This window comes from Actinomadura violacea (assembly GCF_017573465.1).
Taxonomy (GTDB): Bacteria; Actinomycetota; Actinomycetes; order Streptosporangiales; family Streptosporangiaceae; genus Spirillospora; species Spirillospora violacea.
In genome coordinates this window covers 16228-39468 of sequence record NZ_JAGEPF010000001.1, presented here as the reverse complement: position 1 = coordinate 39468, position 23241 = coordinate 16228, and the positions used below count along the sequence as shown (strand labels likewise).

At 73.8% G+C, this 23241-nt stretch carries 24 protein-coding genes; 11 read left to right on the top strand and 13 right to left on the bottom strand.

The genetic code is table 11. The annotated features are described in order from the left end of the window. Nucleotides 1-28: 28 nt before the first annotated feature. The 4 genes from J4709_RS00190 to J4709_RS52760 all read right to left on the bottom strand — a co-directional run bounded on the left by J4709_RS00190 (nt 29) and on the right by J4709_RS52760 (nt 4724). Nucleotides 29-1840 carry a S9 family peptidase gene (locus J4709_RS00190; RefSeq protein WP_208235611.1) on the bottom strand — a complete coding sequence of 604 codons (1812 nt, stop codon included), beginning with the start codon at nt 1838-1840 and terminating at the stop codon, nt 29-31. Between the two features lie 217 nt (nt 1841-2057). Next, the gene (locus J4709_RS00185) at nt 2058-2804 is read right to left on the bottom strand and encodes a hypothetical protein (protein WP_208235610.1); all 747 of its coding nucleotides are present in this window, start codon (nt 2802-2804) and stop codon (nt 2058-2060) included. 67 nt (nt 2805-2871) lie between these two features. After that, nucleotides 2872-3795 carry an RNA polymerase sigma-70 factor gene (locus J4709_RS00180; protein ID WP_307800818.1) on the bottom strand — a complete coding sequence of 308 codons (924 nt, stop codon included), beginning with the start codon at nt 3793-3795 and terminating at the stop codon, nt 2872-2874. Next, complete coding sequence (locus tag J4709_RS52760) at nt 3792-4724, bottom strand: NAD-dependent epimerase/dehydratase family protein (protein WP_232382765.1); 933 nt, start codon at nt 4722-4724, stop codon at nt 3792-3794. Before J4709_RS52760 ends, J4709_RS00180 begins: the two co-directional genes overlap by 4 nt. Nucleotides 4725-4961: 237 nt before the next feature. Here J4709_RS52760 and J4709_RS00175 point away from each other — a divergent pair, with 237 nt between their 5' ends. The 5 genes from J4709_RS00175 (at nt 4962) to J4709_RS00155 (ending at nt 8917) form a co-directional block, all read left to right on the top strand. Next, entirely contained in the window at nt 4962-5459 is a 498-nt protein-coding gene (locus J4709_RS00175) for a hypothetical protein (RefSeq protein ID WP_208235608.1), read from the top strand. 298 nt (nt 5460-5757) lie between these two features. After that, nucleotides 5758-6288 carry a COG4315 family predicted lipoprotein gene (locus J4709_RS00170; protein ID WP_208235607.1) on the top strand — a complete coding sequence of 177 codons (531 nt, stop codon included), beginning with the start codon at nt 5758-5760 and terminating at the stop codon, nt 6286-6288. Then, nucleotides 6278-6763 (top strand): hypothetical protein, encoded by a 486-nt coding sequence (locus J4709_RS52755; RefSeq protein WP_208235606.1) that lies wholly within the window; start codon nt 6278-6280, stop codon nt 6761-6763. Before J4709_RS00170 ends, J4709_RS52755 begins: the two co-directional genes overlap by 11 nt. Next, nucleotides 6750-7241 (top strand): hypothetical protein, encoded by a 492-nt coding sequence (locus J4709_RS00160; RefSeq protein WP_208235605.1) that lies wholly within the window; start codon nt 6750-6752, stop codon nt 7239-7241. The genes J4709_RS52755 and J4709_RS00160 overlap by 14 nt, the downstream gene beginning before the upstream one ends. A 284-nt stretch (nt 7242-7525) precedes the next feature. Continuing rightward, on the top strand, nt 7526-8917 hold the full coding sequence (locus J4709_RS00155) for an FG-GAP-like repeat-containing protein (protein WP_208235604.1): 1392 nt from the start codon (nt 7526-7528) through the stop codon (nt 8915-8917). Nucleotides 8918-8991: 74 nt separating this feature from the next. On the opposite strand, the gene J4709_RS00150 is transcribed toward J4709_RS00155, so the two are convergent. Genes J4709_RS00150 through J4709_RS00135 form a run of 4 tightly spaced genes read right to left on the bottom strand, consistent with a single transcriptional unit; the run spans nt 8992 to nt 12542 of the window. Beyond that, a complete protein-coding gene (locus J4709_RS00150; RefSeq protein WP_208235603.1) occupies nt 8992-10572 on the bottom strand; it encodes a cytochrome P450 in 1581 nt (526 codons plus the stop codon). 52 nt (nt 10573-10624) lie between these two features. Continuing rightward, entirely contained in the window at nt 10625-11431 is an 807-nt protein-coding gene (locus J4709_RS00145) for an ABC transporter permease subunit (RefSeq protein WP_208235602.1), read from the bottom strand. Nucleotides 11432-11442: 11 nt separating this feature from the next. Beyond that, nucleotides 11443-12378: an ABC transporter ATP-binding protein gene (locus tag J4709_RS00140; protein WP_208235601.1), complete on the bottom strand. Its 936-nt coding sequence runs from the start codon at nt 12376-12378 to the stop codon at nt 11443-11445. Beyond that, entirely contained in the window at nt 12378-12542 is a 165-nt protein-coding gene (locus J4709_RS00135; RefSeq protein WP_208235600.1) for a hypothetical protein, read from the bottom strand. Before J4709_RS00135 ends, J4709_RS00140 begins: the two co-directional genes overlap by 1 nt. A gap of 161 nt (nt 12543-12703) precedes the next feature. Between J4709_RS00135 and J4709_RS00130 the strand changes: the two genes are divergently transcribed. The 3 genes from J4709_RS00130 (at nt 12704) to J4709_RS00120 (ending at nt 15253) form a co-directional block, all read left to right on the top strand. Continuing rightward, complete coding sequence (locus tag J4709_RS00130) at nt 12704-13288, top strand: TetR/AcrR family transcriptional regulator (RefSeq protein WP_208235599.1); 585 nt, start codon at nt 12704-12706, stop codon at nt 13286-13288. A gap of 131 nt (nt 13289-13419) precedes the next feature. After that, a complete protein-coding gene (locus J4709_RS00125; protein ID WP_208235598.1) occupies nt 13420-13845 on the top strand; it encodes a hypothetical protein in 426 nt (141 codons plus the stop codon). 49 nt (nt 13846-13894) lie between these two features. Continuing rightward, nucleotides 13895-15253 (top strand): hypothetical protein, encoded by a 1359-nt coding sequence (locus tag J4709_RS00120; RefSeq protein ID WP_208235597.1) that lies wholly within the window; start codon nt 13895-13897, stop codon nt 15251-15253. Nucleotides 15254-15277: 24 nt separating this feature from the next. Here J4709_RS00120 and J4709_RS00115 read toward each other — a convergent pair whose 3' ends face one another. Together J4709_RS00115 and J4709_RS00110 are read right to left on the bottom strand one after the other, a co-directional pair. Further along, nucleotides 15278-15676, bottom strand: coding sequence for a hypothetical protein (locus J4709_RS00115; RefSeq protein WP_208235596.1), 399 nt, complete (start codon nt 15674-15676; stop codon nt 15278-15280). Between the two features lie 73 nt (nt 15677-15749). Beyond that, on the bottom strand, nt 15750-16820 hold the full coding sequence (locus J4709_RS00110; RefSeq protein ID WP_208235595.1) for a hypothetical protein: 1071 nt from the start codon (nt 16818-16820) through the stop codon (nt 15750-15752). Between the two features lie 497 nt (nt 16821-17317). On the opposite strand from J4709_RS00110, the gene J4709_RS00105 reads away from it, so the two are divergent. After that, nucleotides 17318-17959: a hypothetical protein gene (locus tag J4709_RS00105; RefSeq protein ID WP_208235594.1), complete on the top strand. Its 642-nt coding sequence runs from the start codon at nt 17318-17320 to the stop codon at nt 17957-17959. A 41-nt stretch (nt 17960-18000) separates the two neighbouring features. Here J4709_RS00105 and J4709_RS00100 read toward each other — a convergent pair whose 3' ends face one another. Beyond that, nucleotides 18001-18897, bottom strand: a complete 897-nt coding sequence (locus tag J4709_RS00100) for a sigma-70 family RNA polymerase sigma factor (RefSeq protein ID WP_208235593.1) — start codon at nt 18895-18897, stop codon at nt 18001-18003. Between the two features lie 538 nt (nt 18898-19435). Here J4709_RS00100 and J4709_RS00095 point away from each other — a divergent pair. Then, nucleotides 19436-20218, top strand: a complete 783-nt coding sequence (locus J4709_RS00095) for a hypothetical protein (protein ID WP_208235592.1) — start codon at nt 19436-19438, stop codon at nt 20216-20218. Here J4709_RS00095 and J4709_RS00090 read toward each other — a convergent pair. Beyond that, nucleotides 20175-20885 (bottom strand): response regulator transcription factor, encoded by a 711-nt coding sequence (locus tag J4709_RS00090; protein WP_208235591.1) that lies wholly within the window; start codon nt 20883-20885, stop codon nt 20175-20177. The two genes, J4709_RS00095 and J4709_RS00090, sit on opposite strands and share 44 nt — an antisense overlap. Nucleotides 20886-21122: 237 nt before the next feature. On the opposite strand from J4709_RS00090, the gene J4709_RS00085 reads away from it, so the two are divergent. Further along, nucleotides 21123-21473, top strand: coding sequence for a response regulator transcription factor (locus J4709_RS00085; protein ID WP_208235590.1), 351 nt, complete (start codon nt 21123-21125; stop codon nt 21471-21473). Here J4709_RS00085 and J4709_RS00080 read toward each other — a convergent pair. Then, nucleotides 21460-23034 (bottom strand): sensor histidine kinase, encoded by a 1575-nt coding sequence (locus tag J4709_RS00080; protein ID WP_208235589.1) that lies wholly within the window; start codon nt 23032-23034, stop codon nt 21460-21462. The two genes, J4709_RS00085 and J4709_RS00080, sit on opposite strands and share 14 nt — an antisense overlap. Nucleotides 23035-23241 lie beyond the last annotated feature (207 nt).

Sequence of the window (23241 nt, the reverse complement as noted above, 5' to 3'; positions counted from 1 at the left end):
CAACGTGGGGCGCGAGACTCCCGAACGATCAGCCCGGGGCCGGGGCGAGGAGGTGGCCGCAGAGGAACCCGGCGATGTCCTCGTAGGCGCGCAGCTCGTTCTCCCGGTCGGTGAACCCGTGGCCCTCGTCCTCGAAGACCTCGTAACGGACGTCGACGCCGCGGCCGCGCAGCCGCGCGACGAGCCGGTCGGACTCCGCGCGGGGGACGCGCGGGTCGCGGGCGCCCTGCAGGACGAGCAGCGGCGCGGTGATGGTGTCGGCGTAGGTGATCGGCGAGCGCTGCGTGAGGTACCCCGCGTCGGTCTCGGGGTCGCCGAGGACGGCCGCGACGAAGTGCTTCCAGGTCGGCGGGCAGGCGCGGGCGAGCGCGACGAGGTTCGCGGGCCCGCACAGCGACACCCCCGCCGCCCACCGGTACGGCAGCCGCGCGAGGCAGGACAGCGCGGCGAACCCGCCGTACGAGCCGCCCATCACGGCGATGCGCGCGGCGTCGACGCCGGGCTCCGCCCGCAGATGGCAGACGGCGTGGTCGAGGTCGTCGAGGTCGAAGCCGCCCCAGTTGCGGTGGACGAGCTTCTGGTGCCGGGCGCCGTAGCCGGTGGACCCGGCGATGTTCGGCGCGAAGATCGCGATGCCCTGGGCGAGAAGGTGCTGGTAGAGGCCCGAGCGGAGGTAGGCGGGCCGCTCCTGCGCCTCCGGGCCGCCGTGGATCGACAGCAGCACCGGGTGCGGGTCAGGCGTGTGCGGCCGGTAGTACAGCGCGTGGACGTACCGTCCGGCGGACGAGGGGTAGACGACCGGCTCCGGCTCGACGGGCTCGGCCATGCCGGTGGTGAACGCCCGCGGGCGGGCGTCGGTGAGGTACCGGACGCCGTCCGCCGCGTCGAGGACCGCGATCTCGGCGGGACGGGTCGCGGTGTCGAGCAGCACGACGAGCGGCTCGGCCCGCGGCGCGAGCGCGAGCGCGGAGACGACGCCCGGCGGGAGGCACGGGAGCGGCAGCGGACGGTCGCCGTCCCGCGCGTACAGGGTCGAGCGGCCGTCCTGGTTCACCGACCAGACGAGCGTGCCGCCCGCGACCTCGATGCGCTCGACGTCCCAGTCGTGCTGGGCGACGGGTTCGAGGGTGCCGGTGGCGAGCCGGTAGAACGCACCGGCGACGAACTCGCCCCACAGGTCGGTGCGCAGGTAGAAGCCGCTGGAGTCGGCCGCCCAGGGGCCGGGCTCGAACAGCCCGCCGCCGTGGTCGGCGGTGACGCACACCGGCGCGGCGGACGCGTCCCGCAGGTCCGTCAGGTAGGCGGCGACCTCGGTGTGGGAGCGGAACCCGCCGGTCAGCAGCCACCGCCCGTCCGAGGAGATCCCGACCGGCTGGAAGACCACGCCCGGCGGCGGCACGAACCGCTGCTCGGTGCCGTCGACGAGGTCGCGGACGAGGACGTCCTGCACGGTCTCGTCGCGGTCGTTCGCCGCGTAGACGAGGCGGCGGCCCTCGGCGTCGAACGGCGCGGCGGGCAGGACGCGCTGGCACCGCGGGCCCGCGCCGATCTCGACGAGGTCGCCGCCGTCCGGGCCGATGCGGTACAGCCGGTACTGCTCGTCGCCGTCGCGGTCGGCGGCGAAGACCAGGCTCCTGCCGTCGGGCGCCCAGGCGATCCGGCGGACGGCCTGGTCGGTGAGCCGGGTCAGCCGCCGGGGCGTCCCGCCCGCGACGGGGACGGTCCACAGGTCGAACCGCCCGCCGGCGTTGCTGGAGTAGGCCGCGGTGCGGGCGTCCGGGGACAGCGCCAGGGTCGGCTGGAAGCCCTGTCGGGGCACGAAGTCGCGGTAGCCGGGCATGGCGGCCCTCCAGGGTCGGCTGAATCACCTGATCCGCAGCGGGGAGGCGGCCGGACCGGGCCGCCGAGCGCCGCAGGGGCCCCAGCACCCTCCCGATCACCTCTGGGCACAGAGAGTAGCGAGGCCGCGCGTTAGCGTTACATGACCGGCCGGGTGAGGTTTTTCGCCCGCGGCGGCCTGCGTCATCGAGCGGACCAGGCCAGGCTGGGGACCGGCGTCAGCGGATGGTGACCTTGACGCTTCCCCAGGTGAACCGCCCGTTCCCGTCGCTCTGGACGGCGACGATCAGGGTCGGCCCGGGGTGCAGCGGCTCGAAGAACGGCTTGTCGCGGCCGTCGGGGCCGCGGATCGCGCCGGCGGTGCCGGACGTCAGCCGGCCGGCCTGCACCGCGACGTACTCGGGCGGATCGGCGGTCGCGGCGCGCATCGGCGGGCGGTCGCCGAGCTTCGCGTGCGCCGCCGGTTCGAGGATGCGGACGGTCGCGGCGGGCGCCGGATCGACGCGCCCGTCGGCGCCGCCGGCGGCCATCGAGTGCACGACGACGGCCCCGGCGGGCCGCAGCGTCCGCTTCTCGACCAGCAGGTACAGGAACGCGCTGGGCGTGCCGCGGCCCTGCGTGACCATGTCGACGAGCCGCCACTCCGCGGGGCCGCGCGGGTCCGGGGCGATGCGGGCCAGCGCCGCGCGCAGGCGGCCCGGCGTCCCGTACCGCCGCTGCGCATCGGGCGTGAGCAGCCGCCACGCCGCCGCGGCGTCGCGATGCTTCGCCGCGGCCTGCCAGTCGCGGGGGACCTCCTTGACCGCACTGGTGTCGGGCGGCGGTTTGCAACTGCAGTAGTGGGGACGGGCGGGCTCGTCGAGGACGGCCACCACCAGCACCGCCGCCGCCGCGACGACGGCCAGGGCCGCGGCGATCACCCACGGGAGCCGGCTTCGCCGGAGCAGCACCTCGCGGACCCTCATCCCGGTTCCCCCCACTGTGCTCGCGGACGCCGGAATCAGACGGGCCGGGCCGCGCGGGGGTTCCGTCTCAGGTGGGCCGGTGGGCGCGCGCCGTCTCCTGGACGACCTCCCAGGCGTCCGCGACCGGCCCCACATGCCCGAGCTTGTCCGGGTTGAGCACCGTGCGGATCGCCTGGATCCGCCCGTCGAGGATGTCCAGCGACCACGTGTTGACGACCTTGCCGTCCCGGTCGCGGAACACCGCGCCCGGCTGGCCGTTCAGCTCGCACGGCTCGACGACGCCGCCGATCCGCGTGAAGGGCCGCACAAGGGTGATCAGCGCGCGCGCCACCTTCTCCGCGCCGACGAGGCCCTCGCCCCAGCGCGGGGCCTTGCCGCCGCTGTCGCTGACGAGTTGCACGTCGGCGGCGAGCAGTTCCCTCAGCCCTTCGACATCGCCTTCCATGAACGCGCCGAAGAAGCGTCCGGCCAGTTCCTCGCGCTCGCTGCGGTCCGCCTCGAAGCGCGGACGTCCCGCATCCATGTGGCGGCGCGCGCGCACGGCGAGCTGACGGCACGCCGCCTCCGACCGTCCCACCGCGGACGCGACGTCCCGGAAACCGAATCCGAACACCTCGCGCAGCACGAACACGGCCCGCTCCAGCGGGCTGAGCCGTTCGAGGAGCAGCAGCGCCGCCATCGACAGCGAGTCCGCCAGCTCCGCCGAGCGCTCCGGGTCCTCGTAGGGGTCGGCGAGCAGCGGCTCGGGGAACCACAGCCCGACGTACTGCTCCCGCCGGACGCGGGCCGAGCGCAGCACGTCGATCGAGATGCGGGTCACGACCGCCGCCAGGTACGCCTTCGCCGACGCGGGCCGGGCCCCGGCCGTCTCGTAGCGCAGCCAGGTCTCCTGGACCGCGTCCTCGGCCTCGCTCACGCTGCCGAGGATCCGGTAGGCGATCGAGAACAGCAGCGGCCGCAGCTCCTGGAAATCCTCTTCGGTCCCGCTCACGAAAGCTCTTCCTTGAAGCCCTGCCGCCACGACGGGTGCCGCAACTCCCAGCCGAGCTCCCGCTTGGCCTTGGCGTTGGAGAAGCCCCGCCCCTCCGTCATCATGATGACGGCCTGGTCCCCGGCGAGCCGCCGGGCCAGCCACACCGGGACCCGCATCGGCCGCTTCGCCCCCGCGCAGACGGCCAGATGGGGCAGCCATTCGCTCGCCGGAGCGGGCTCGTCGTCGACGATGTTGAACACGCCCCGCGCCTTGCGCTCCACCGCCAGGACGGTCGCGCTCGCCGCGTCGTCGAGGTGGATCCACGAGCTGTACCCGGTGCCGCGCCCGACGAGCGGATACTGCCGCTTGCGGACGAGTTCCACCTGGTCGTCGATGGCGCCCGGCCCGTAGAACGCCCCGTACCGCAGCACCGCGCCGCCCGCGCCGAGCACCGCGTCCTCGACGTGCTGCATCGCCTCCATGCCGACCTGCGCCGCCGTCCCTTCGAGCAGGTCGAGCGGGTCGTCCTCGGTCTTCACCCAGCCGCCCTCGCGGATCCCGTTCCAGCTCGCGTAGCCCTGCGCGACGATGTGCGCCACGCCGGCCGCCTCGGCGGCGGCGAGCAGGTGGTCGGTGCCCTCGGTGCGCAGCCGGTTGGTGAGCGCGAACCAGCGGTCGGGGTGCTTGATGTCGGGCTTGCCGGCGTGCTCCCGGGAGATCGCGGTCATCTGGTGGACGACCGCGTCCGGCCGGGCGGCGGCGACCGCCTCGCCGACCGACGCCGCGTCCAGCCCGTCCATCACGACGGCCTCGGCGCCGAGCCGCTCCAGCGCGCCGAGCTTGGCGGCGCTCGTCGCCGTCGCGGTCACCTGGTGTCCCCCGGCGACCAGCTGGGGCACCAGCCGCCGCCCGAGGACGCCGCTTCCGCCTGCCACGAAAACCCTCATGACCATCACCTTTCCCGCTTCAGGGCGCTGCTTTCGGACCCGAGACGAGACAGCCCCGCCCGGCTGTGACACGGGGGCGGAGAGAGAGGCGGGATCGCCGCGCGGCGGCGGGCTTGGGCCGGTCAGCCGACCTTCCCTCAACACGCCGTTGACCTGCGCTTTCGGCGACAGCCGCTCGGTTAGTCCGGGAGCGCGGCGGGCAGCCCGACATTTATGAACAAAACCACCATTTCCACCATGGCGGGGGCCGCGCTGCTGGCGGCCGGCGCCCTGCTGCCCGTCAGCGCCGCACACGCGACCACGAGCCCCAGCCCGGGCGGCAAGACGACCATGAGCGGCAGCCCGTCCACCAAGGGCATGACGACCGTCACCGTGACCGAGAAGGAGTACTCGCTGTCGCTGTCCACGACCACCTTCAAGCCGGGGATGTACACCTTCGTCGCCAAGAACGCCGGCACGATGATGCACGGGCTCGCCATCTCCGGACCCGGCATCAGCGGCACCAAGGAGATCAAGGGCGTCAAGCCCGGCTCCTCGGCGGACCTCAAGGTCCCCCTGAAGGCCGGGACCTACCAGATGTGGTGCCCGGTCGACAATCACAAGGCCCTCGGCATGAAGACGCAGATCACCGTCAGCGGTGCGGGCGGCGGCGCACCCGCGAGCCCGTCGCCGTCCGGCACCAGCAAGGCACCGGCGTCGCCGGCGCCGACCACGAGCAAGCCGGGCGGGTACTGACCGCGGCCGCCCAACGCCGCCGGGACGGCCCCGTCCCGGCGGCGAACCTTCGTCAGCGCGGGGGACGCAGCCCGTCGAGGATGAGCCGCGCCAGGTGCGCGGACCGTTCGCGCCCCCTGAGCCCCGGTCGGCCGGGGGCCGTCCCAAGGGTTCGCCAGCGCCGGTTCGCCGGCGAAGAAAGGGCAGGTCAGCGTCTTGGCAAGTCCGTTCGGCCGCCGCTCGCCCGGGTACGGGCGGGCCAGAACGGACGGCATCGGGACGGCCGGTGCCGGGGCTCTCCGAGGAAGGACGTCCTGCGGTGTCCCGAACGTCTTTGCGCCCGTCCGGGGCGGCGCGGCTCGCGGTGCCGCTCGCGGCACTGCTGGTGGCGGCCGCCGCGTGCGGCGGATCCGGCGGCGCGCACCGCCACGCGGTGCCGGTGGCCGCCTCGTCCGCGCCGAACACCTCCGACGAGGGCGGAACGATCGCGACGGCGAAGGTCGGGAACCTGGGGAAGGTCCTCGTCGACGGCGAGGGCCGCACGGTGTACCTGTTCGAGAAGGACCAGGGCGGCAAGTCCTCCTGCACCGGGGCCTGCGCGGCGGTGTGGCCGCCGGTCACCAGCACGGGAACGCCGCATGCCGGCTCGGACGCCAAGACGTCGAAGCTCGGCACCACGACCAGGAGCGACGGCAAGAAGCAGGTCACCTACGGCGGGCACCCGCTGTACTACTACACGCCCGACAACGCGGTGAAGGGCAGCGCGAAGGGGCAGGGGCTCAACCAGTTCGGCGCCGGGTGGTTCGTGGTGTCCTCGGCCGGGACGAAGGTCGGGAAGGGTGGCTCCTGACGCGCGGCGGCTGCGACGGTGGCCGGCCGTCGCGGCCGCGGGCCTGCTCGCGACCGGCTGCGCGTTCGCGACGAACTCGCAGCACCCCGGCCGGCAGCGGGTCGCCTCCGCCGCCGTGCCGAAACTGGGGCAGGTCCTCGTCGACGGCAAGGGCCGCACGCTGTACCTGTTCGCCGCCGACCCGCCGAACCGGTCCACCTGCTTCGGCGCCTGCGCGAGCATCTGGCCTCCGGCGACGACCCAGGGACGGCCCGGCACCGCCGGCGCGGCCCAGCCGGGCATGCTGACCACGATCGCCCGCTCGGACGGCCCTCGCCAGCTCGTCTACGCGGGGCATCCGCTGTACTACTACCAAGCCGACACCGGACGCGGCGAAGCCCAGGGCCAGGGCATCACCCAGTTCGGCTCCCCCTGGTTCGCCCTCACCCCGCAGGGACAGATCAAGACCACGGGGAGCGCCCATGGCGGCCTCTGACCTCGCCGCGACCACGCCGGTACCGTTCCCGCCGGTCCTGCTGCGCGGCCTGGCCGCGCTCCTGCTGTTCGGCGTCGGCGCCGTGCACCTGTACGAGTACTTCGCCGACTACTACCGCGTGATCCCGATCATCGGCGACCTGTTCGCGGCCAACTTCGCCAGCGCCGTCGTGCTCGGCCTCTCGCTGCTCGCGCCGCTCGGGTCGATGCCGATCGTCGGGTCGCTGCCGATCGTCGGCCGCGCGCCGCACGCCCTCGTCGCGCTCGGCGGGATCGTGTTCCTCCTCGGCACGATCATCGGCCTGCTCATCAGCGAGCAGGCGTCGCTGTTCGGCTTCCACGAGTACGGCTACCGGACCACCGTCTGGCTGGCCCTCGCCCTCGAAGCGGCCGCCGTCGTCGTCCTCGCCGCCTACCTCGCCGCGGAGGCGCGCCGGCCCCGGCCCGGAGACGGGGCGCACCGGCGCGGACGGCGCTGACCCGGAGCCTCCGGCGATCATTTCGGCCAAAACTGATCATCATCCGCTAACATCCATTTCGCCGCTTACGGGGGAATGGCGCTCCGTGACGGCGGCGAAGTTCCGGGCGGCGCGGGTCCGTGTGACCGCCGGCGTCCCCCCATAGGCGTGGCCTCCCTTCCCGTGACCGGGAGAACGGGCCGCTCCCCCCGAATGCGAGGAGACCCCCCATGAAGACGTCAGGCCGGCGCCTGCGATTCGCCGCCCCCTTGGCCTCGCTCGCGCTCGCAGCCGCGGGAGTGGCCGTGACGGCCCCCGCGGCCGAAGCGTCCCCGGCTCCCCGTCCGCCGCGCGGCGACGCCGTCGTCAAGGCGAACAAGACCCTCATGGCGCCGAAGGTCTCGGCCGCGGCCGCCGCCGCGGCGCCCACCGCGGCGAAGCTGTCCCTGAAGGGCCAGTACCAGAACACCAACTACAAGTGCGTGCCGACCTCGGCGTCGATGAGCCTGTCGACGTTCGGCGTGTCCGTCAGCCAGGACACCCTCGCCACCCAGATGGGCACGACGGCGGCCCACGGCACCACCGGCAACCAGTCGCTGCCCGTCATGAACGGGTACGTGGACCCGCTCGGCTACAGCTACGGCTTCACCGACGTCTCGACGGCGTCGAAGATGATGGCGAACGTCTCCTACGACATCGGCGTGCTCAAGCGGGCGCCCGTCCTCGGCGTGTGGATGGAGAAGCTGCCCTGGAACGCCGGCATGTCCGGCTCCAAGGTCGGCCACGCCATCATCGCCTACGGCTACGACACCAAGGCCGGCACGATCACCGTCTGGGACCCGTGGAAGCCGACCGGCGGCTCGCACACCATCAGCGCCGCCAAGCTCGCCGCGGACGCGCAGTCCTACGGCCTGGACAAGGTCACCGGCCACACCGACGCCGACCTGTCGGCCGTCGGCGACATGACCGGGGACGGCAAGGCCGACCTGGCCGGCGTCGACCGCGCGACCGGGAAGCTGTGGCTCTACCCCGGCCCCGCGCTGGCCGCGTCGGCCCGCAAGGTGATCGGCACCGGCGGCTGGAACGGCATGACCGAGCTCACCGGCATCGGCGACCTCACCGGCGACGGCAAGGCCGACCTCGTCGCGGTGCAGAAGTCCGACGGCACCCTGTGGCTCTACCCCGGCGGCACGAACGCCCTCGGCACCCGCATCAAGATCGGTACGGGCGGCTGGAACGGGATGAAGGACCTCACCTCCATCCCCGACCTCACCGGTGACGGCAAGCCCGACCTCATCGCCACGAAGACGTCCGACGGCACGCTGTGGGTCTACCCGGGCAAGTCCAAGGCGCTCGGCTCCCGCATCAAGATCGGGAACAGCGGCTGGAACGGCATGACGAAGCTGGTCGGCGTCAACGACATCACCGGCGACGGCAAGGCCGACCTGATCGCGGTGCGGATCTCCGAGGGCACGCTGTGGGTCTACCCCGGCGCGTCCAAGGCGCTCGGCACCCGCAAGGAGCTCGGCTCCGGCTGGGGCGGCATCCGCTCGCTCACCTACACCGGCGACGTCACCGGCGACGGCAAGGCCGACCTGATCGGCGTGCAGAGCAACACCGGCGTCATGTACGTCTACGCGGGCCGCGCGACCGGTTTCGCCGCGCGCCAGCAGCTCACCTCCGGCTGGAACGGCTGACCCTCCCCGCAAGCCGCACCGCGGCCCCGCCCCACTTCCGTGGCGCGGGGCCGCTTTGCTGTTGATCGCCTCGGTCATCGGGCGTCGTCGGATGGGGGTGCCGGGACGAGGCGTACCGGGAAGGTCTCGTGGCCGCGCAGGACGAGGCGGTCGCGGCGGGTGCGCGGTGCGCCGGGGACGGCGGAGATCGCCGGGAAGCGGGCGAGCAGCCGGGGCAGGGCGACGGCGGCTTCGAGGCGGGCCAGGCCGTTGCCGAGGCAGATGTGCGGGCCGGCGCCGAAGCTGAGCGGTCTGACGTCGGGACGGGACGGGTCGAAACGGCCGGGGTCGCGGTAGCGGGCGGGGTCGCGGTTGGCGGCGCCGATGAGCAGGACCACTTCGCCGCCCTCGGGGACGGGCAGGCCGCCGGCCGTGAGGCCGCCGGTGCGCGCGACGCGCGTGGTGACCTGCACCGGGCTGTCGTAGCGCAGGACCTCCTCGACGAATCCCGGCACGGCGATCCCGCCGGAGCGCAGCCCCGCGAGGACGTCCGGCCGGTCCAGCAGGATCGCCAGGCCGTTGCCGAGCAGGCCGGCGGTGGTCTCGAAGCCCGCGACGAGCAGCAGGACGAGGTTGGCGAGCAGCTCCTCGTCCGACAGCCGGCCGTCGCCGGCGTCGCGGGCCGCCACCAGGGCGCTGACGAGATCGTCGCGCGGGGCGGCCCGGCGCTCGCGGATCAGCCGGGTGAAGTATCCGGCCAGTTCGCGTGCGGCCGCGCCGGCCGGGCCGTCCGCGTCCGGGCCGTCCGGGGCGCCGGGCGGGGACGCGAGGGCCGGGAGTTCGAGCGCCCCGGTCAGGTCGGCGGCCGGCCGGCGGAAGCGGTGCCGGTCGGCCGCCGGGACGCCGAGCAGCTCGCAGATGACGGTGACGGGCAGCGGGAAGGCGAACCGGTCCATGAAGTCGGCCGGGCGGCCGTCCGCGCCGGCTTCGGCGAGGCCGTCGAGCAGGGCGTCGACGGCGTCCTCGATCGCCGGCCGCAGGGCCGCGACGCGGCGCGCGGTGAAGACCTGGGAGATGAGCGACCGCATGCGCCCGTGGTCGGGCGGACCGGCCCAGAGGATCGACCTGGCCATCGACGGCGACCGGCCGGCCGCGCCGCCGGGGTCCTTCGGCGGGCGTGCCGCCGGTCCGAAGCCGGGATCGCGGAGGACCCGGTCGACCGCCGCATACCCGCAGACCAGGAACCGGCCGTCCGCGATCTCGGAGACGGGCCCGAGGCGATGCGCGCGGGCGTAGAGCGGGAACGGGTCGGCGCGGCCTTCGGGCGTCAGCAGTTCGCCGACGATCGCCGCCGCGCTCTCCGGGCCCGTTCCGGCCGGCGTCCAGGTGACGGCCAAGGCGTCGCGGCGGCCGATGCGCCGGATGCGCCCGGTGATGGCGTCCTGGAGCCGGTCGAGGGATCGCCGGTCGGCGGCTTCGGCGCGCAGCGTCAGCCCTTCGCCGTCGGCCCGCAGCGTGCAGCGCCCGGTGCCGAACTCGATGACGCCCTCGGTGTGCCGCACCAGGTCGTGGCCGTGCCGGGGAGCAAGCGCGCCCATCTGGTCGACGTGCTTGCACAGTTGCTTGAGATAGCGGTCGGCGCGGTCCGTGGGGACGCGGGCCTCGGATGCGAGCATGCGTGACGTCCTTCCTGGTCGGACGGTCTGGCGCGGGTCGTTCACGACGGCTTCAGGCGTCGCGCCGGTCGGTGAGGACGAAGCCGGCGGCCAGGGCGGCCGCGGCGTAGAGGCAGAACACGCCGAATCCCGTCCACGGTCCGAGGGCGGCCGCTTCGCGGTGGGCGGCGACGTAGATCTGGTCGCCGGACTGCATCGGGATGTAGGGGCCGACGGTGCTCTTCCACGTGCCCGGGAGCAGGTCCAGCAGCAGCGGGGGGATGAACAGCAGCCCGAACAGGGTCGCGATCGCGCCCGCCGACGAGCGCAGCATCGCGCCGAGGCCGAATCCGAGCAGGCCGAGCGCGGTCAGGTAGAGGCCGCCGCCGGCCACGGCGCGGGCGACGCCGGGGGCGGCCAGCGACGTGCCGGCCAGTGTGTGCGCGGGCAGGGCCGCTCGGAAGACGAGGTAGGCGGCGAACGCGGATGCGATGGACGCGGGCAGCGCCACACCCGTGAACACCAGCGCCTTCGCCGCGAGCACCGTGCGGCGCCGCGGGACGGCGGCCAGCGTCGTGCGGATCATTCCGCTCCCGTACTCGGCGGTGATGGTCAGGGCGCCGAGCACGCCGAACGCGATCTGCGACAGGTGCACGCCCGCCAGCGCGAGTTGGACGACGTCGACGCGGGCGCGTTCACCCGCGTCCAGCCGAGGAACCAGGACGGTCGCGACGAGGACGGCGAAGCCGATGTTCGAGGCGAACGCGACCAGCAGGGCCCACGTGGTGGAGCGGACGGTGCGCAGCTTGCACAGCTCCGCCCGCAGCACATCGACGAAGTCGCTTCGGCGGCGGCCGGACGGCGCGGTGGCAACGATCATTGCGGTGCCCTTCACTTCGCGGAACCCGTCGGGGCCGGCACCGGATCGCCGGCCCGGTATTCGGCGGCGTCGCGGGTCAGCTCCATGTAGCGCTGCTCCAGCGACATCCGCTGCGGCGACAGCTCCAGCAGGCCGATCCCCCGAGCGCGCGCGAGGCCGCCGATCTCGCCGGCGGTGGCGCCGGTGACCCGCAGGGCGCCGTCCGGGTCGCGTGCCACGGCGGCGCCGTGCTCGGCGAGCAGCCGCGCCAGGTCGCCGGCCTCGGCCGAGCGGACCCGGACGTGGTCGTCGCCGCCGTCGGCGAGCAGGCCGGAGACGGTGGTCTCGGCGATGAGCCTGCCGCGCCCGACGATGACGAGCCGGTCGGCGGTCCGCGCCATCTCGCTCATCAGGTGGCTGGACAGGAACACGGTGCGGCCCTGCGCGGCCAGCGACCTCAGCAGCGTCCGGATCCAGGCGACGCCGTCGGGGTCCAGGCCGTTGACGGGCTCGTCGAACATCAGCACCGGCGGGTCGCCCAGCAGCGCCGCGGCGATCCCGAGCCGCTGCGCCATGCCGAGCGAGAAGCCGCCGGCGTGCTTGCGCGCCGCCGACGCCAGCCCGACCTGCCCGAGCACCTCGTCCACCCGCGACCGGGGTATGCCGTTGCTCAGCGCCAGCCACATCAGATGGTCGCGGGCGGACCGTCCGCCGGCCACGGCCCTGGCGTCCAGGAGCGCCCCGACCTCGCGGAGCGGGCGGCGGTACCCGGTGTAGGGCCGGCCGTTGACCGTGACCGACCCCGCGGTGGGCGCGTCCAGCCCGAGGATCATCCGCATCGTCGTCGACTTCCCCGCGCCGTTCGGTCCGAGGAACCCGGTCACCGAACCGGGCGGGACGGTGAACGACAGGCCGTCGACCGCGGTGACGCCGCCGTAGCGCTTGACCAGCCCGTCGACCTCGATCATCAGTGCTCTCCCATGCTGATGACGCCGGTCAGGTGCAGCACGACGACCAGGAGGACCACGCCGACGGCGGCGGCGATGGCGAGCGCCCTGCGGCGTCGCGGCCGGGCGGCGATCGCGGGCCCGCCGGGGCCCTCGGTCTCGGGGTGGGACGGCAGATCGGGCATCGCGCGCTCCTCGTCATCCGGGACGGCGCCGTCCGAGCGGCGCCGTGCCCCAACTTTTGCGATACATAGTGTCTATGTCAAGCCATACTGTCTACTAAGCGCATGGATCGTCGCCCTCAAGGCATCTGGGCGAGACGGCGACGCGGCGTAGGCTGGTCCGCATGCCGAGGATCTGGAGCCAGACGATCGAGGCGCACCGCGACGCGGTCCGGGAGGCGACCCTCGACGCCACCGCCGCGCTGGTCGCCGAACGCGGGCTGACCGGCGTGACGATGTCCCAGATCGCCAAGGACACCGGGATCGGCCGCGCGACGCTCTACAAGTACTTCCCCGACGTCGAGTCCATCCTGCGCGCCTGGCACGACCGCCAGATCGACCACCACCTGCAGGAACTGCTCCGGACCCGCGACCGGACCACCGGCGCCGCCGAACGCCTGGAGGCGGTGCTGGCGGCCTACGCCGGGATGCTGTTCCACCGCCGCGGGCACGACGGCGACCTCGCGGGCCGGCTCCACAGCGGCGAACACGTCGCCGCGGCCCACCGGCGGCTGCGCGACTTCGTCGACGGCCTGCTCGGCGAAGCCGCCGCGGCCGACGCGGTGCGCGCGGACGTCCCGACCGGCGAACTCACCCTCTACTGCCTGCACGCACTCGCCGCCGCCGGCGACCTGGACGACCCCGACGCCGTCCACCGCCTCGTCCGGACCACCCTCACCGCACTCCGCCCCACGGACACCGGGCCCTAGCGTTCCGGCGGCGCCTCTCCTTCTCCCTACCGGCGCGTAGGCCCTTGCCGGTGACGCACGGCGGCGGACGGTCTTCCGCGAAGGGCTCGATTCCGGGCGGACTCCGGATCGCGGTGGAGAGGTGGAAGGCCGTGCTCAACGAGCTGATCGGCGCCTGGAAGTCGGGCGCCCGGGTGCGCCGGACCACCTGGCTGCTGTTCTGGGGCGGGCGGGCCGCCGGGTACGCGGAGGCGCGCGCGATGGACCTGCCGGAAGAGGAACTCGTCGCCGCCGTCCGCCGCGGGATCTGGCTGCACGACTACGCGACGGCTCGGCAGCAGTCCTCGCGCCTCGAGGTGATGCAGGCCCAGGCCGCGACGGGCGACATCTTCTCCTACGCGTGCGAGCGCAGGGCCGGGCACGGGCATGTCGCGGCGATCGAGGCGGTCCGCGGACCCTATGGCCGCGACGAGAAGCTCCCCGCCGTCGAGGTCGCCGCCGAACCGCGGACCGTCGTCGAACCCGTGCGGATCCGCGTGTTCCCTCCGGTGGCGATCGAGGTGCGCGGCGGCCGGTGAGGCGGCCGCCACCGGAACACCGACCCACCCATTCGGAAGGACACGATCCATGGCAGCGACAACCGGCGGGACGGACTTCTGGGCGACGCTCGGCGTCGACAGCAAGCCCGTGGAGGAGCCCCCGGAGGAGCCCGCGGAGCAGCAGCCCGCGCCGTCCGCGCCGGATCGCTGGGTGGCCGGCACCGCGGACGGCGAGGCCGCGGCGGCGCAGGCCGATGAAGGGCCGGCGGCGTCCGGCGCCCAGGCGGAATGGGCGTCCATGTTCTCGGACGGGATCCGGGCGCCCGAGGCGCCGAAGGAGGCGCCGCCGGCGCAGCCTCCCGCGGAAGCGCCGGTCCAGCAGGGTCCCGCCGATATCGCCGACACCGCCGAGCCGCAGGACGCCGAGCCGGAGAACACCGGACCGCAGAACATCCCAGCACAGAACACCACCGGGCCGCAGAACACCGGACCGAAGAACACCAGGCAGCAGAACACCGGACCGCAGAACACCGGACCGAAGAACACCAGGCAGCAGAACACCGGACCGCAGAACACCGGACCGAAGAACATCGCCGCGGAGAACACCGGGCCGCAGCGCGTCGCGCCGCAGGAGGCGGGGCCCAAGGTGCCGCCCGTGCCGAGCGGCGGCGCGGACGCGGGACCGCCGCCCGACCCGGCGTGGGTCGCCGCGGAACGGATCGCCGCCTCGGCCGAGGCGCGGCTGTCCGAGACGTGGCTGGAAGTGCTGATGCGGCACACCGACGGCGACCGCGTCCTCGCCGGCCGGGTCTACCAGGTGCTGCGCGGCCAGCATCTGCTCGGGGAGTTGTGGCTCGACAAGCGCATCAACGAGGTGCACGTGCGCGGCACGCGGGTCACGGTGTGCGCCGCGGACGGCGTGTACGAGGTGCCGGGCTTCCCGAGCCGGGCGAGCGCCCGCAAGGCCGTCGCGGCGATCGAGGGCGCGCAGGCCGAACTGGGCGCCATCGTCACCCAGGTCGGGGACTCCTACGTGGTGAGCCGCCCCTACGACACCGGGCCCGGCGCGGAGTCGCTGCTCGCGTCGGGGGTCGTCACGCAGGAGCTGCTCGACCGGGTCCGGGACGCGCTGCAGCGGCTGCAGGCGGTCACGGTGACGGGACCGGCCGCGCGGATCGTCGTCCGCGCGTTCGCGTCGCTCGTCCCGTCCGGGAGCCGGGTCTTCGTGGGGCCCTTCATGGTGCTGCCGAGCGGGTGCATCGCGGCGAAGGGACCCTTGGACGCCGACTACGTGACGGGCGTCCGGCCCGGTTCGGTGGCGGAGGACATGGCCGCGGCGGGGCAGGTCGGCGCCCTCATCGCGAATCCGGAGACGCAGTTCCCCGCGGCGGTGCGGCTGGTCGTCACCGGCAGATCCCTGGCCCCCGAGAAGGTCGCGCTGCACTGACGATCCGGTGGGCCACGACATGGGTCAGCTCGCCGGCTCCGCCACCTCCAGGAGTTCCGCGCGGGCGGCGGCCTGGGCGAGCGGGGCGATCAGGAGCGGTAACGCGGTGCGCGTCGCGGTCCCGGGCGTCCCGGGGAGTTCGGTGACCTGCCGGACGCCGCCGGGGCCGTGCAGCTCGAAGCCGCGCGTCGACCTCGCCCACAGCCGGCCGTCCGGGGTGTCCAGAACCGGAACCGGAGCGTCCCCGGGAGCGGCGACCAGGTCGCCGAGCACCCAGCCGGTACGCCGGGCCGCCTGCGCGAACGCCATGACCTCCTCCAGATCACGCCGCAGCCGCCGCAGCCCGGCATCGCCGAACGAGGCCGGCAGCCCCCCGAGCCTGGCGGCCGAACAGCAGCCCAGCCTCCCCCCGATCTCGCTCACCCGGTCCAGCACACTGCGATGGACCGAACCGGCCGCAGCCCCGTCGACCAAGATCAATACTGTGCCCAGCCGGTCATGCGCTGACGGCATCTGTTCGTCCCCCGGTTCGTTCGCCGGGTGGCCCCCAGCCACTCCGGGTGTCGAGCGTTTGCGTGGAGTCCAGGATGAAGGCCGCGGCCTCGTCGGGCGTGAGGCCGAGGACGTCGACGACGAGCCGGACCGGTCCGGCCTTCTCCCCGTCGCAGCGCCGGCAGCGGACGCGGTTGTCCCCGGAGATCTTCATCGACAGGTCCCGGTCGCCGTCGCCGTGCCGGTCCGGCCGGGGGCAGCTCCAGCGCCCGGCGGCGTCGGCGGTGGACCCGAGCCTGGTCAGCACGGTGGTGACGGAGGTCTTGTTGGCGTCGGCGATCCGCTGGTCGTGCGCCCCGACCGGCACCGCCGGGACGATCTCGGCGCCCTTGCGGCCGGCCCGCAGCGCCTTGCGGTGCTCGGCGGCCGCACGGCGGATCTTCTCCAGGTCGATGCCCTGGGTCGGGTCGTCCTTGGTCGTGGGCGCAGGCTCGGTACCAGTGGAAAGGTACGGGAAGCGGTCCTCGCCGCGCCGCCGGATCGCCGCGATGAGCAGCAGCATCGCCAGCGCATCACGCACCGCCGCCGACGCGACCATCCGCAACCGCGCCGCATAGCGAATCACCGTCACAGCCTCGGGCTCGGCGAGGCCGGGCGTGTTCAGGGCCAGCCGGACGGTCGGCATTTCGGGCGCGTCCTGAATGCCGGGGCCGCCGGCCTGGGCCCACATCAGGTGCCCGTCGGGCCGTCCCGCGTCCGCGAACGTGCTTCCGTCGGGGTCCAGACGGGAGAACTCTAGGACCGCTCCACCGGCGTAGGCGTCGACGCGACGGCCGGCGAATCCGCATAGGGCCGCGTAGGACACCAGGCACCCCGGGTCGTCCGGCGCCATGAAGATCACCCGAGAGCGGAGGTCGGCCGGCGTCAGCCCACCGGCCCGCAGACCCTCAACGGCCGCCGCGGTGATGTCACCGGTGCCCGCGGGCGGCGTCACGTCGACGGACTTGACACCCTCGGGGGCGGACGGCGAGCCTGTGACGCGAACGGCGAGGACGTAGTCGGTCAACTCGTTCACAGCTCTCCTTTGTGATGTGCCCCATCGTCACATGGACGACCGTGCACGCTCACAGGGCATCTGCAATCGTTCTCCGACACTCGCTCATCCGGTTCACCCCGAAACAGTAGTACGGCGGACGCCGGAATCGGGGCTTATGCCGCCGCGCCGCGGCGGCTCGAAGCGCGGCTGTCCCGGTGCCGCATCGGCGTGACGAACGCAACACGGGCTTGCGGCGGGCCCGCGATTCCGGACGGTCCTTCATGTCCGCGGCGACCGCCGCGGGACGTCGAGGCCACGGGTCCCGGCGCACAACACGTCCACGGCCTCGGGTCGCGGACGCCCGCGAACAGGGAGTAACGGCCTCTGCCCGTGCGGGCGGGGGCCGGTCGCCAGGGGCCGGCCGTTCGGCCGGCCGCGATATGCGCGAGGTCCCTATGTACGAGGTCGGACGGGCCGGAGGGCTCGTTTCCGAGCGGGCATGGCGGCGCCACGGCCGTGGCGCGCTCCTCGCCGCCGTGACGTTGGCGCTGGGCGCCGCGTCGGCCGGCGGCGTAGCGCTCGCCGCGCTGGCGGTCCCGCCTGTGCAGCGGGCGCTCGGCGCACTGCTCGCGGTGGCGGCCGGGGCCGGGTGCGCGGTCGCGTCCCGCTGGTCGGCGCGGACACTGCGCCCGGCCGGCCGGGCCGCGGTCTTGGCCCGGCCCGAGCGAAGGGCACGGGCCACGATCCGGCGGACGGCCTCCGGCGCCGCCGCGTACGGCGTCGCGCTCGGCGACCGGGACGGCGACTGCGGCGCGGTGGTCGCCACCCGGTGGCAGGGCGCGGCGGCCGTCGAGGTGAGGCCCGGGGACGGGCGGGTCACCGCCGACGGCGACGCGATCCGGGTCGGCATGCGGGTCCTGGACGGGGACCCGGCACGGCAGGCGGCGGAGCGGGCGCGGTGGCTGGCGCACCGGCTGGACGGCGCGGACGTGCTGGCCGTCGTGTGCGTGCCGGGCATGACGAACCGGCCGTTCACCGCGTCCGGCGTCCTGGTGTGCGGGGCACGGGACGTGCGGCGGGTGCTCAGGTCGGCGCCGCGCGTCTTCGGATCCCCGGACGAGGCCAGGCAGGCCATGGAGCGGCTCTGGAAGGAGTCCGCGGCGACCGGGCCCGGGTGACCCCGTGGACCAGCACACCTTGTGTCGTTCGCAGACCGTCCTCAGACCGCGTCGGCGATGGGTTCGTTGAGTTTGGCCAGTGCCTTCTGCTGGATCTGCCGTACTCCTTCGCGGGACAGGCCGAGCTGTTCGCCGATGGCGCGCAGTGACTGCTCCGGCTCGCCGTCCAGCCCGAACCGGCGTGTCAGCACGTACCGTTCGCGGGGGTCCAGGGTCGGCAACCCTTCGGCGACGACCGTGCCCAGATGGAACCGCAGCAGCACCTCCTCCTCCAGACTCAAAGACGGGTCGGCCAGCCGGTCCTCCCAGGGGACGGTGTCGCCGTCCTGGGTGCCGGCCGGTGCCTGGAGGCTGTCCAGGCGCGGGGCGTCCAGGACGCGCCGCACCTGCGCCTCGGTCACCCCCGCCCGCCGTGCGATGTCGGTGTAGTCCAGCCGGGCGTCGGGCTGGCTGTCCTCCAGGAACGCCTGCTCGGCCGCCAGGATGGCCGGGCGTTTCTCGAAGTCACCGAGGTTGAGGTTGGGATGGTCGGCGTCGCGGACGGCGCGCAGCACCTCACGCTGGATCGGCTTGAACGCCCAGCTCGCGAACGGCCCGCGCGCCGGATCATAGGAGGAGATCGCCCACAGCAGCCCCACCTTCCCGGCACTCTCGAAATCCTCGTTGTGCTCGGTGGAGCGGGCCGTGAACATCGCCACGTAACGGCGGACCAGCCCGTAGTTGGCGACCACGATCTCGTGAGTGAGGTTCTCCAGCTCGCGTTCGGCCCGCCGGAGGGTGAGCTCGCAGAGCATGTCGGCGGCGTTCGCGTCGATGCGGGCGCGCAACGCGCCGATCCGCTCCAGCAGCTCCTTGCGGCGGGCGAACAGGGCGTTGTTGCGGGTCCGGAACTCGTCGGCGGCAGAGCACTCGGCGCCGGCCGGCTGCGCGGTGTCCATCTGTCTCCTTCAACGCGGGGGCGCGGGGTTGATGCGACGATGGCCGAAAACGGTCTGAACAGGGGCGTTTATTGACATCCTCCCGGGGCTGTCCATAGCGGAAGTTGCACGGCAATGTCCGTACCGCCCCGGCCGACCTGCGAAAGGACCGGCAGACGGGCAGGTCAGCGCACTGTTCCGGAACCCGGCCGCGGCGCGTCGCGGAGCCGCGCCAGGCGCTCGTTGACATGGAATTGATCTTCTGTGGAAGCGATGTTGAACTACCGGTGCCTGTGCGGTGCCTCATCGGTGTGCTTCTCGCTACAGCTGAAGCCCCGCCGGGGCTTGCCGATCCGCACACCGACGGACGTTAGAGGTGAGGGGTTTCACGCTTCGGAGCGCGGCCGGACCGAGCGACGTCGACCCGCAGGAGAGAACGAGAGGAACACAACGGTGCGAACGATCCGTAGCGATCTCGGTCCGCAGCCCCCGCTCGCCGGCACGACGGTGACCGCGCACCCGGCGCTGGACGGTGTCCTGGCCGGAGCACGGGTCGCGGATGCGCGCTGAGGTGGGGACGGACCTGACGCACCCGGTGCTCGTGCACGCGCGCGGCGGCGTCCCGCCGTGCGGCCTGGAGGACCTGATGGGCGGCGACGGCGCGCCCGTCGACCCCGTCGTGCTCATCGCCGCGGGCCAGGCGATGATCTGGCGGTCGCCGTACGTGATCGGGCCGCTCGTCGCCGTCCCCTTGACGCGGTCGTCCGCCGTCGCCCTTCACCAGCCCGACCCGACGGACCCGGAACGCTGGCACGACCGGTTCACCCGGGGGTTCGCCCACCGGATGGCGGTCGAGCTGACCATCGCCTCGGTGACGGCGGGCCTGCTCGGCGAGGTGGCCGCGGCGCAGGCCGGGGAGGACGCGGCGATGCTCGGCTCGGCGGTCGAGGGGCTCGCCCGGCTGCTCGCCGACCTGCAGGACATCCGCCGGGCCGAGGAGAGCCGGAGCATGATCGTGGCCGACGCGATGCGGACCCACGACACGCTGCTCGGCGGCGCGATGTCCCAGCGGGTGTCGGTGCGGCGGCAGGCCGGCTTCACGGTGCACACCGTCCGCTCGGTGTCCCGGCGGCCGGGGCGCCGCGACCTGGAGCAGGTGCGGACGCGGGTCGGCCTGCCGTGGCCGACGCAGGTCAGCGGCGGGGTCGGCGAGGACCTCGGGCTGGCGCGCTGGCGCGCGACCATGCAGGCGCACGGGCACCAGGTGTGGTCCCGGCTGGAGGGCAAGGACACCCTCGTCACCGAGCTGTGGTTGCGCGATCCCCCGGAGGCGCCGGAATGAGGTACCCGTAGCCGGTCTGCGTGACGATCAGGCCGTCGCCGAGCTTGCGGCGCAGCCGGGAGATGTGCTCGGCGAGCGTCCGGGACACCCCGCGGCTGGTGCCCCAGACGCGCAGCATCAACTCCTCCTTCGACACCGCCCGGCCCCGGTTGGTCGCCAGGAACTCCAGCACCGCGTACTCCAGCGGCGCGAGCCGCACCTCGGTGCCGTCCTTGAACACCTGCCGGGCGGTGAGGTCCACGAGCACGGGAGGGATCTCGAGGTACCCGCTCTGCGTCTCATCGGCCCGCGGCGCGGCGCCCGCGGCGCTGCGCCGCAGCACCGCCTCGATCCGGGCCAGCAGCACCTCGGGGTTGAACGGCTTGGCGACATAGTCGTCGCCGCCGAGCCGCAGCCCCAGCGCCTGGTCCTGCACCTCGGTGCGGACCGTCAGCAGGATGACCGGAGTGGTGTTGCCCTCCTCGCGGAGCTGGAAGACCAGCGAGAGCCCGTTGATGTCGGGGAGGTTGACGTCCAGCAGCGCGATGTCGACACCGCCGCGGCGCAGGGCCTGGCGGGCCAGCTCACCGTTCGGCACCGACTCCACCTGATGGTCGCGCTTGTGCAACAGGCTCGCGACGACCTTGACGAGCCTCGGATCATCGTCGACCACCAGTACGCGCGCCACACGCTCAATGTTATCGCCGCACAAGATTCCGGGACGGGTATAAAGCGAGGTGAGTGGTGGAACACGCCCCGATTCCGGTACAGACCGGACCGGTCCGGCGCGGCCGGCCGGAGTCGGAGCCGTGGCCTGATCCGGCCGGAGAGTCACGTCTTTCGGCCGGGGCGTCACGCGCGGTGACTGGTAGCCTCGTTCGATCTGCACGGCGATAGGTCCGGAGGGCCGGGAGGAAAGTTGCGGGTGCTCATCGTCGAGGATTCGAGGGTCGGTGAGCTGCTCCGCATGATCCTGGAACGCGACGGGCACGAGCCGGTCGTCGCCGAGTGCGGCGAGGACGGCTGGCTGGAGCTCAACGCCCCCGACCCGCCCGAGCTGCTCATCCTCGACCGCATGCTCCCCGACATGGACGGCGCCGACCTGCTGACCCGGCTGCGCCGCCACGACCGCACCGCGCAGGTGCCGGTGCTGGTGCTCACCGCGGCGGCCAGCGCGTCCGGGAACCTCGACGACGGCGTCCGGACGCGCGTGCTCGGCAAGCCGTTCGAGCTCGCCGAGCTGAAGCGGGTCATCACCGCGCTCACCGCTCCCTGACCTCCTCCTCGGCCGGTCCCTCGTCGCCGTCCGGCGGGGCGAGCGGCAGCCGGAGCGCGACCTCGAGCCCGCCCGCCGGCGACTCCGACAGTTCGAGCCGGCCGCCCATCGCCTTCATCATCCGGTCGGCGATGTGCAGCCCGAGCCCCGAGCCCGGCAGGTCCCGCGTGGTCGGCAGCCGGTAGTAGGGCCGCAGGACGAGCGGCCGCTCGTCGGCGGGGATGCCGGGCCCCTCGTCCGCGATGGCGATCACGCCGCACCCGCCGGCCCGGCGCGCGGTGATCTCGATCCGGCCCTTCGGCGCGTACTTCTCGGCGTTGCCGAGGATCAGCAGTACGCACTCGCGCACCCGGATCGGATCGGCGTGCAGGACCAGCCCCGGCTCCGGTGACACGGTGGTGCGCGAGGCGGCCGACGGGACGCCCGCCACGGTCCGGCGCAGCAGCGGGCCCGCCTCGACGGCCTCCGCCTGCGCCGCCGACGGGGCCAGCGGGTCGGTGTCGAGGTGGTCCAGGTCGCCGATGACGTGCTTCATGATCTCGACGGCCTGCACGATCGCCTCCAGCGACGGCCGCGCCTCCTCCGCCGGGACCATCGTCTCCAGCAGCTCGGCGTGCCCGCGGATCATGGTGAGCGGGTCGCGCAGCTCGTGGTGGATGGACGCGAGCATCAGCTGCCGCATGTCCTCCAGCTGCCGCTTCGCCGACCTGTCCACGAACAGCGCGGTCATCGGGTGGGCCGACCGGTCGGCCGACGGCGAGGAGAAGACCTCCAGCCACAGGCGCCGCCCGGACGGCGTGGTCAGCTCGACCCCGCCCTGGGGCGCGTCGGCCAGCGACAGCGGGAGGCCGTCCTTGTCGGTGAGGGTGAACAGCTCGCCGGGGCTCCGGCCGACCGCGTGCTCGGCGGGCACGCCGGTGAGCTTCGCCATCGTGGCGTTCCAGACGGCGACGCGGTCCTGCGGGGTGAGGACGACGAAGGCCGCGTCGCAGTGGTCGATGGCCCCCTTGAGCTTGGAGCGCTTCTGCTCGGCCTCGTGCACCGCCCACGCGTTGGCCCAGAACGCGCCGATCGACCGGGCCGTGCTGATCAGCGCCAGGCTCAGCACCGCGCCGGTCGCACGGGCGGCCCCCCAGCGGCCGGGCCACCGGGTCCAGCCGAGCAGCAGCCGGCCGGCGTGCCGCCCGTCCGGTGCGCGCAGGGGGACGAGCACGCCCGCGCGCCAGCCGGCGGGCAGCGCCTCGCGCGGGATCCGGACGGGGCCTTCGGAGCGGACGGGGCAACCGCTCCGGAGCAGCCCGCCGGGAGGCGCGGGGCGTTCGTCGGCGCCGCCGGGCCGCGCGTCGACCACGGCCGGCCCGGACGGCAGGTCGACGTCGATCCACAGCCGGTCGGCGTGCAGGATCCGGCGGACGTGGTCGGCCAGCGGCACCAGGTCCCGCGCGGTCGTCCCGCGCAGCGCGACCAGGTGCGGCAGCTGGAGCAGGCGCCATGCGGTGTGGTGCGCGCCCCGCCAGGTGATCAGCGGCGCGGCCAAGGGGTAGGGACGGGCGACGATCATGGGCCGACCGCTCCTCGCTGGAATGCCATGGTGCCTCTTGCGGGGTCGGGGACGGTCAGGGGATGCACCTGGCGGTGCTCATCGCAGATGTCTGCCGACACGTGGGCAGAGGCGGCATCGGAAATGCGCCTCGCGAGGACGCTGAAGACCACGATGTGGCGCGCCCGATTCGGCGAAGGGTGCCTTGCTGCGGCATACCGGGCCGGG

Coding starts and splice junctions, on each gene's coding strand:
- J4709_RS00130 (WP_208235599.1), top strand. CDS start 12,704: ATGCCGAGGATCTGGAGCCAGACGATCGAGGCGCACCGCGACGCGGTC.
- J4709_RS00100 (WP_208235593.1), bottom strand. CDS start 18,897: ATGGACACCGCGCAGCCGGCCGGCGCCGAGTGCTCTGCCGCCGACGAG.
- J4709_RS00190 (WP_208235611.1), bottom strand. CDS start 1,840: ATGCCCGGCTACCGCGACTTCGTGCCCCGACAGGGCTTCCAGCCGACC.
- J4709_RS00080 (WP_208235589.1), bottom strand. CDS start 23,034: ATGATCGTCGCCCGTCCCTACCCCTTGGCCGCGCCGCTGATCACCTGG.
- J4709_RS00135 (WP_208235600.1), bottom strand. CDS start 12,542: ATGCCCGATCTGCCGTCCCACCCCGAGACCGAGGGCCCCGGCGGGCCC.
- J4709_RS52760 (WP_232382765.1), bottom strand. CDS start 4,724: ATGAGGGTTTTCGTGGCAGGCGGAAGCGGCGTCCTCGGGCGGCGGCTG.
- J4709_RS00150 (WP_208235603.1), bottom strand. CDS start 10,572: ATGCTCGCATCCGAGGCCCGCGTCCCCACGGACCGCGCCGACCGCTAT.
- J4709_RS00145 (WP_208235602.1), bottom strand. CDS start 11,431: ATGATCGTTGCCACCGCGCCGTCCGGCCGCCGCCGAAGCGACTTCGTC.
- J4709_RS00095 (WP_208235592.1), top strand. CDS start 19,436: ATGCGCGCTGAGGTGGGGACGGACCTGACGCACCCGGTGCTCGTGCAC.
- J4709_RS00120 (WP_208235597.1), top strand. CDS start 13,895: ATGGCAGCGACAACCGGCGGGACGGACTTCTGGGCGACGCTCGGCGTC.
- J4709_RS00175 (WP_208235608.1), top strand. CDS start 4,962: ATGGCGGGGGCCGCGCTGCTGGCGGCCGGCGCCCTGCTGCCCGTCAGC.
- J4709_RS00140 (WP_208235601.1), bottom strand. CDS start 12,378: ATGATCGAGGTCGACGGGCTGGTCAAGCGCTACGGCGGCGTCACCGCG.
- J4709_RS00160 (WP_208235605.1), top strand. CDS start 6,750: ATGGCGGCCTCTGACCTCGCCGCGACCACGCCGGTACCGTTCCCGCCG.
- J4709_RS00185 (WP_208235610.1), bottom strand. CDS start 2,804: ATGAGGGTCCGCGAGGTGCTGCTCCGGCGAAGCCGGCTCCCGTGGGTG.